This is a genomic window from bacterium (genome assembly GCA_030655055.1).
Taxonomy (GTDB): Bacteria; Edwardsbacteria; AC1; order AC1; family EtOH8; genus UBA5202.
Genome location: JAURWH010000180.1, coordinates 1 through 8,028 on the forward strand (window position 1 = coordinate 1; position 8,028 = coordinate 8,028).

Annotated in this window: 6 protein-coding genes; all 6 read left to right on the forward strand. The window is 56.8% G+C overall.

From position 1 onward, the window contains the following. Positions 1–882: MoxR family ATPase (locus Q7U71_08585; GenBank protein ID MDO9391814.1), on the forward strand; the 882-nt coding region annotated here is incomplete at its 5' end. A gap of 115 nt (positions 883–997) precedes the next feature. Continuing rightward, a complete protein-coding gene (locus Q7U71_08590; protein ID MDO9391815.1) occupies positions 998–1,891 on the forward strand; it encodes a DUF58 domain-containing protein in 894 nt (297 codons plus the stop codon). 352 nt (positions 1,892–2,243) lie between these two features. Then, positions 2,244–3,164, forward strand: a complete 921-nt coding sequence (locus Q7U71_08595) for a hypothetical protein (protein MDO9391816.1) — start codon at positions 2,244–2,246, stop codon at positions 3,162–3,164. Positions 3,165–3,166: 2 nt separating this feature from the next. Further along, positions 3,167–4,147, forward strand: a complete 981-nt coding sequence (locus Q7U71_08600) for a VWA domain-containing protein (protein MDO9391817.1) — start codon at positions 3,167–3,169, stop codon at positions 4,145–4,147. Continuing rightward, a complete protein-coding gene (locus Q7U71_08605; GenBank protein ID MDO9391818.1) occupies positions 4,144–5,784 on the forward strand; it encodes a VWA domain-containing protein in 1,641 nt (546 codons plus the stop codon). Before Q7U71_08600 ends, Q7U71_08605 begins: the two co-directional genes overlap by 4 nt. 201 nt (positions 5,785–5,985) lie before the next feature. Further along, complete coding sequence (locus tag Q7U71_08610) at positions 5,986–7,725, forward strand: BatD family protein (protein MDO9391819.1); 1,740 nt, start codon at positions 5,986–5,988, stop codon at positions 7,723–7,725. Positions 7,726–8,028 lie beyond the last annotated feature (303 nt).

An 8,028-nucleotide genomic window follows, 5' to 3' on the forward strand; every position in this document is an offset into this window, starting at 1 on the left:
GTCAGCCGGATGCTGGTGGGCCTGCTGGCCAACGGCCACATCCTGATCGAGGGCGTGCCCGGCCTGGCCAAGACCTACGCGGTGCGGACGGTGGCGGCGGCCGTCAAGGCCAGGTACCAGCGGATCCAGTTCACCCCGGACCTGCTGCCCTCGGACATCGTGGGCACGCTGATCTACAACCAGAAGACCGGGGAATTCATCACCAGCAAGGGCCCCATCTTCGCCAACTTCATCCTGGCCGACGAGATCAACCGCACGCCCCCGAAAGTCCAAAGCGCCTTGCTGGAGGCCATGCAGGAGCGCCAGGTGACCATCGGCGAACAGACCTTCAAGCTGGATGACCCGTTTTTGGTGCTGGCCACCCAGAACCCCATCGAGCAGGAGGGCACCTATCCCCTGCCCGAGGCGCAATTGGACCGCTTTTTGCTGAAGATCAAGATCACCTATCCCAGCAAGGAGGAGGAAAAGGAGATCGTGGAGCGGATCGCCGGGACCGGCGAGCCCAAGATCAAGCCGGTGATAGACACCTCGGACATCATCAAGGCCCGGGAGCTGTGCAAGAGCATCTACATCGACAAGAAGATCAAGGATTACATCGTGGATCTGGTGTTCGCCACCCGGGAACCGGAGAAATACGGGCTGAAGGATCTGAAAGGACTGGTCCGCTTCGGGGCTTCGCCCCGGGCTTCCATCAACCTGACCACCGCCGCCCGGGCCCTGGCTTTCCTAAAGCGCCGCGGCTTCGTGATCCCCGAGGACGTCAAGGAGCTGGCCGGGGACATCCTGAGGCACCGGATAATTCTGTCCTACGAGGCCGAGGCCGAAGAAGTAAGCACCGATGATGTGATCCAGAAGATTTTGGCCGGGGTGGAGGTTCCCTGATACGAAAGCACTAATAACCAATATCGAAGCACTAAATAAACTCCAAATCTGAATATCAAATTTGGTAATTGTATTTTGTTTAGTTTTTAGTTTTTAGAATTTATGATTTTTAATGATGCTGTCTCCTGAATTCATAAAAAAGATCCGCCAGATCGAGCTTCACACCCGGAAGATCGTCAACACCACCTTTGCCGGCGAGTACAAGTCCACCTTCAAGGGCACCGGCATGGAGTTCGTGGACGTGCGGGAATACCAGCCCGGCGACGACGTCCGGTCCATAGACTGGAAGGTCACCGCCCGGATGGGGCGCCCCTATGTCAAGAAGTTTGTGGAGGAGCGGGAGCTGACCGTGATCCTGTGCGTGGACGCCTCGGGCTCCGGCTATTTCGGCACCCGGGGCCGCTTCAAGGTGGAGCAGGCCGCCCAGGTGGCGGCCACCCTGGCCTTTTCGGCGGTCAAGAACAACGACAAGGTGGGCCTGCTGTTCTTCACCGACCGGGTGGAGAAGTACATCCCTCCCAAGAAGGGCCGGCTCCATGTGATGCGGCTGATCCGGGACATCCTGTATTTCGTGCCGGAGCGCAAGGGCACCAGTCCTTCCTCGGCCCTGGAATTTTTGATGCACATCCTTAAGCACCGGGCCATCGTGTTCTTCATTGGCGACTTTTTGGGCCAGGGATACCGGCCCCAGAATTTTAAGACGGCCCTGGGCATCGCCTCCCGCCGACACGACCTGGTGGCCGTGTCCATCAGCGACCCGGCCGAGCAAAACCTGCCCCCGGCCGGCTTGGTGGACGTCGAGGACGCTGAAAGCGGAAAGATATACACCGTGAACTTTTCCGATAAGGGTTTGGCCAAGGGTTTCTTCAGCTATACCCAGAACGCCCTTCAGGAAAAGGACCGGCTGTTCAAACAGCTCAGTGTGGACCAGATAGACATCTCCACCACCGAGGATTTCACCCCCAAGCTGCACAAGTTCTTCAAACAGCGGGCCAAGAGATTTCACTGAAGCAAGACCACAGGTTAATCTATAAGGAATCCAGGAAAACAGGAAACACGGATTGATCAACCGGTTCCAATCCCGGTTGTCGCGTTAAAACGATCAGTGAGCATCGCAGTTGATGGCGGAAAAAGCTTGTCTGCATGTTTGAGGGCTTGGCAAAAGTCCGAGTTCAGACAAGCCCGCCAGCAACGAGAAGCGCAACGCGGGTCCGCTGTAGCTTTAGCGAAAGCGTGGCCCGGAGAGTTTTCAGCGACGAGCTTTTTCTTTTGGTTCTTTTCTTTTTGGCGGGACAAAAAGAAAAGAACATAATGGAAATTTGCGTCCCATATAAGAAATTAAAATAATCATGCCGAACATAATGACCCATCTGCTTCTGACATTGCTGCTTTTGACCCAGCTGCCATCCGGCCCCTCGCTTTCCACCAAATGCTCACCAAAAAAGCTGACGGTGGGCGACCCCTTTTATGTCGAGCTGAAGCTGACCTGCTCCAACAGCAGCAAGATAACCGGACCGCTGGCCGACAGCCTGGGATCGTTCCTGGTCCTGGACCAGCAGTTGAAGACCAAGAGCCGCCAGGGCTACAATGAGAACCTGTACCGCCTGAAGATGGCCGGGTTCAAGGCCGGCGAGCAGGCCCTGCCCCGGCTGTTCTTTCTGCTGTCCTCCGGGGACAAGACCGACACCCTGCGCAGCGACAGCCTTAAGGTGAAGATCAACAGCGTCCTCTCCCCCAAGATGCAGGACATCAACGACCTTAAGCCCGAGGCAAAATTCCCCAACTACTGGCTGTGGCTGATCCCGGCCCTGGTCTTGGTCCTGGCCGCCTTGGTTTACCTGAGTTTGCAGTTGTATAAAAAGCTTAAGAAGATCAGGGAACAGGCCCTGGCCCCGCTGCCGCCCTGGGAGGAAGCGTTGAAGGCCTTGGACAATCTGCCCAAGGACGAATGGCTGGCCAAGGGACTGGTCAGCAAATATTATTACGCCTTGTCCGAAATTCTCAAACGCTACATCGAGCGGCGTTTTGAGTTCAATGCGGTGGAGCAGACCACCACCGAGATCGTTTTGAATTTAAAAACATACAAAACACCCCTGCGGCAGGAGTTTTCCGAATTCCTGAACCGGGCCGACCTGGTCAAGTACGCCAAGACCGTGCCCCCGGAACAGGAAACAGCCCAAGCCATGGAAACCGTCAGGGACCTGATCACCCGGACCATCCCCCTCCCTCCGGAACCCGCCGGGAAGGCTAAAAGCGAAAAACCGGTAACGGAGGCCGTGTAGAGATGCGCTTCGCTTCACCATTATATCTGCTGCTGCTGCTGCCCATCGCCCTTCTTTTGTGGCTGGAGTTGAAGAAGAGGACCGGAGCGGTCATATTCTCCGACACTTCGTTCTTCGCCGCCTATAAGAAGAGATCGGATATTCTTAAATACCTGCTGCTGGCCTTGAACATCTCGGCCCTGGTCTTGATGACCCTGGCCCTGGCCCGCCCCCAGCGGGGAAGGGTTTACGAGGAGGTGGAGGTCAAGGGCGTGGACATCATGCTGTGCCTGGATGTCTCGGAGACCATGAAATACGAGGATTTCAGCCCAAAAAACCGGCTGTACGTGGCCAAGGAACGGGCCAAGGAATTCATCGCCAAGCGGGCGGGCGACCGGATAGGCCTGGTGGCCTTCGCCAACGGCTCCATGGCCCAGTGCCCGCTGACCATCAACCGGACGATCCTGGGCGGCATCATCGACCGGCTGCAGGTGGGCACCATAGACCCCACCCGCACCGCCATCGGCATGGGACTGGCCTCGGCCGTCTCCCGGCTCAAGGATTCCAAGTCAAAAGACAAGCTGATCATCCTGCTGACCGACGGCCTCAACAACGCCGGGGACATCGACCCCCTGACCGCCGCCCGGCTGGCCCAGAGCTTCGGCATCAAGGTCTACTGCATCGGCATCGGGACCAACGGCCCGGTGACCATCATGGTCAACGACCCCTTCTGGGGCCAGCGGCCCCAGACCGTGAACATGGAATTCGACATGAAGCCCTTGGACGAGATCGCCAAGGTAACCGGGGGTCAGGCCTTCCTGGCCACCGACGACGAGGCGTTGAAGATCATCTACGACGAGATCAACAAACTGGAACCCACCACTTATAAAGTCAACCGCCATACCGTGTATTCCGAAAAAGCCTACCTCTTCCTATTCCCGGCCCTGTTCCTGATGCTTTTGGGAATGGCCCTGTCGCTGACCGTGGCCAGGAGGCTGCCATGATCAAGTGGGCCCAACCGCAATATCTTTACCTACTGCTGGCCCTGCCCCTGATGGTGGTGGCCCTGCTGTGGGGCCGCTGGCTTAAGTCCCGGGCCGGTCAAAAACTGGCCGACCGGGAGCTGCTGGCCAGGATCAGCGCCAATTACAGCACCAGGCTGGCCTTGGCCAAGGCAACGCTGCTGCTGCTGGGGCTTTTCTTTTTGATCCTGGCCGCCGCCCGGCCCCAGTGGGGCGAGAAGCTGCAGAGCTACAAGGGCCGGGGCATTGACGTGGTCATCGCCTTGGACGCCTCCAAAAGCATGCTGGCCGGGGACATCCAGCCCAGCCGGCTGGAGCGGGCCAAGGTGGAGGTGGCCTCGCTTTTAGACAACCTCAGCGCCAACCAGGTGGGCATCACCGCCTTTGCCGGCGACTGCTACGTGATGTGCCCGCTGACAACGGATGTGGACGCCGCCAAGATGTTCTTGGACATCATCGAGCCCGGAAACATTCCCAAACCCGGCACCAACATCCAGTGGGCCATCGAGGTCTCCTCCACCCTGTTCGACGCCAAGGAGGGTGCCTCAAAAGCCCTGGTGTTGATCACCGACGGTGATAATCTGGAGGGTGACCCCATGCAGGCGGCCAAGCTGGCGGCCGAGCAGGGCATCCGGATCTACGCTGTGGGCGTGGGTACTTTGGAAGGCTCCACCATACCGGAGAGCGACCAGAGCGGCTACGGCGTTTCCTACAAGAAGGACCAGAAGGACCAGGTGGTGGTCTCCCGGCTGGCCGAGCGCCTGCTGCTGGTGATGGCCAAGGCCGCAGACGGACGCTATTTCCGGAGCCAGGCCCTCAATCTGGACGCCCTGCTGTTGTCATTGGACCAGTTGAAGAAGAAGGACATCGGAGGAGGAGATTTTGTGCAGTACCAGGAGCGCTACCAGTACTTCTTGCTAGCGGCCTTTATCTTTATCATGACCGGGATATTCATCAGCGACCGGCGGGGAAAATGGTTCCCGGAACTGAAGCTTTCCCGGTTCAAATTGGTGATTCTAATTTCTGCCTTCTGCCTTCTGCCTTCGACCGCGGTCCAAGCTGGTATCGGCTCCGGCATGCGCTCCGGCAACCAGGCCTACAAAAAGGGGAATTACGAGGAAGCCCTTAAAAAATACCAGGAGGCCTTGGTTTTTGAGCCGGATAATGTTAAGATACACTACAACATCGGCCGGGCCCTCTACAAGCTCAACAAATATCCCGAGGCCGTTTCCGAACTTCAGCTGGCAATGCTTACCAAGGACAAGAAACTGCAGGCCCGGACACTGTACAACATCGGCAACTGCCAGTTCAAGGCGCAGAAGCTGGACGAGGCCATCGGTTCATATACCGCGGCACTGGTGATGGATCCCGGCGACCAGCAGGCCAAGCAGAACCTGGAATTTTGCTGGAAGAAAAAGGAAGAATCCAAAAGCGATTCCACCAAACAGGACCAGCAGCAAAAGCAGCAGCAACAGCCCAAACCCCAGCCCCAAAAGGGACAGATCAACAAGGATGACGCCGACCGGATACTTCAGGCTTTGCAGAACAAGGAGAAGGAGAACATGAAGAAGCAGAAGGAAAGGCCGGCGGACCAGAACAAAGGCGACAAGGACTGGTGACAGGTCACTGCTTACAGAATACAGAATACTGAATAGGGAATACGGAAGGATGAAGACTTGACAACGTGGATTGTGAATTGCAAATTATTTAACCCTGGACGCCATACGCTGTGCCCTAAACACCAAACTCAAAACGCTAAACTGTAAACTTCTTTGTTTGACAGATTTTTAAAATATCTTCGCCTTCTGGTGGTATTGCTTGTGCTGCCCGGTCTGCTTTTGGCCGCCGGCATCGATTTCAACGCCTCGGTGGACCAAAGCACGGTGGGCCTGGGCGAGCAGTTCACCCTGACTGTCACCGTCCAGGGCGAGGGCATGGCCACGGTCCCCAAGCCCCAGCTGCCGGACCTGCCGGACTTCAACCTGCTGGGCAGTTCCTCCTCCCAGTCCACCAGCATCTCGATCATCAACGGCAGCATGAAGAAACAGGCTACCGTCAACTTTGTCTACTACCTCAGCGCCAAGAAGACCGGCCAGCTGACCATCGGCGCCTGCAAAATAAACTACGAAGGCCAGGAATACCAAAGCCAGCCCATCAGCATCGAAGCGACCAAGACCGCCCAGGCAAACCAGCCCAGACAGAAGGCGGAACAAAACTCTAAAGCCTCGCAGGGCCGGATACCGCTGGACGGGAATCTTTATCTTTCGGCCCACTGCGACAAGAAGACCGTCTATCTGGGCGAGCAGATCAACGCCGAATTCGTCCTTTACAACCGTTTTCAGATCAACGGCCTGAACCTGGCCGAACAGCCTTCCTTCAGCGGTTTCTGGACCGAAAAGATCTACGACGCCCAGAAGATCGAGTTCAAGCGCCAGACGGTGGACGGCAAACAGTTCGACGTTTTCCTGCTGAAGAAGGTGGCCCTGTTCCCCATGTCCAGCGGCAAGCTGGAAGTAAAGCCCATGGCGCTGAATGTGGAGATCGTCCAGCGCTCCCGGGACATATTTGACTTTTTCGGATCCACCCAGAACGTCAAGGTGGAATCCAAACCCCTGCTCTTGACCGTGCTGCCTTTGCCGGAGATCGGCAAACCGGCGGAATTCACCGGCGGGGTCGGCAGGTTCACCATGACCGCGGAACTGGACAGAACCTCCACCACCGGCAGCGAGCCCATCAACCTGACCATAAAGGTCTCCGGTACCGGAAACATCAGGTTGATCGAAAAGCCCGTCATTCCGGCGACCACGGGACTGAAGATCCTGGATCCCGAGATCAAGGACCAGGTTCAGACCTCGGGCGATGTCATCAAAGGCTCCAAGACCTTCCGCTACCCGGTCATTCCCCAGGCCGACGGCAAGTATGTCCTGCCGGCCATCAAGATGGCCTACTTTGATCCCGGCGACAAAAGCTACCACACTCTCCAGTCAAAGGTTCTGGAATGTACCGCCACCGGCTGCACCCCCAATGCCCCGTTGGTGGAAGCCACCGGCCTGAAGGTGCTGGGCACCGACATCAATTACATCAAGCCGGACAGAACGGAGATCAAACCTTTCAAACAGTCGCCGTGGTGGCTGCTGGGCCTGGGTTATCTGCTGTCGTTCGCCCTGCTGGGTCTCTCGTTCCTCTACCGCGCCCACCGCAATAAATTGGACAGCGACCGGGGCTATGCCCGCAAACACAGATCCGGGGCCCTGGTTAAAAAAAGGCTGAAATCCGCCGAGAAGCTTTTGCAGGATGATCCCCGTCAGGAATTTTACGCCGTCCTTTTCCAGGCAGTGCTGGGATATGTAGGCGACCGTTACAACCTGGACACCCACGCCCTTTCCAAGGACCAGCTCAAGGCCGGGCTGCTGGAGCTGAACCTGGCGCCCGGGCTGGTGGACAAGATAATTGAGATCATCGAGCAATGCGACATCGCCCGGTTCTCTCCGGGACAAGCCGCATACAAAACGCCCCGGGAACTGTTCGAAAGGTCCCGGGAGATACTGAGCCAACTGTAGTCCCTATTGTTCAATAAATAGTTATCCAGATAGCACCAGAAATGTACTGATTAACCGGTGCCAACCCCGTAAGTCGCGTTAAATACTATCAGTGAGCATCGCAGTTGACGGCGGTTAATAGCTTGTCTGCATGTTTGAGGGCTTGGCCAAAGCCCGAGTTCAGACAAGCCCGCCAGCAACGAGAAGCGCAGCGCGGGCCCGCTGAAGCTTTAGCGTAAGCGTGGCAAGGATAGTATTTTGCGACGAGCTTTTTTCTTTTTGGTTCTTTTTCTTAGTTGGCGGCACAAAAAAGAAAAAGAACAT

What these genes read in the sequence shown, in the direction of transcription:
- Q7U71_08590 (MDO9391815.1), top strand. Translation starts at nt 998, where the DNA reads ATGCTGTCTCCTGAATTCATAAAAAAGATCCGCCAGATCGAGCTTCAC.
- Q7U71_08595 (MDO9391816.1), top strand. Translation starts at nt 2,244, where the DNA reads ATGACCCATCTGCTTCTGACATTGCTGCTTTTGACCCAGCTGCCATCC.
- Q7U71_08600 (MDO9391817.1), top strand. Translation starts at nt 3,167, where the DNA reads ATGCGCTTCGCTTCACCATTATATCTGCTGCTGCTGCTGCCCATCGCC.
- Q7U71_08605 (MDO9391818.1), top strand. Translation starts at nt 4,144, where the DNA reads ATGATCAAGTGGGCCCAACCGCAATATCTTTACCTACTGCTGGCCCTG.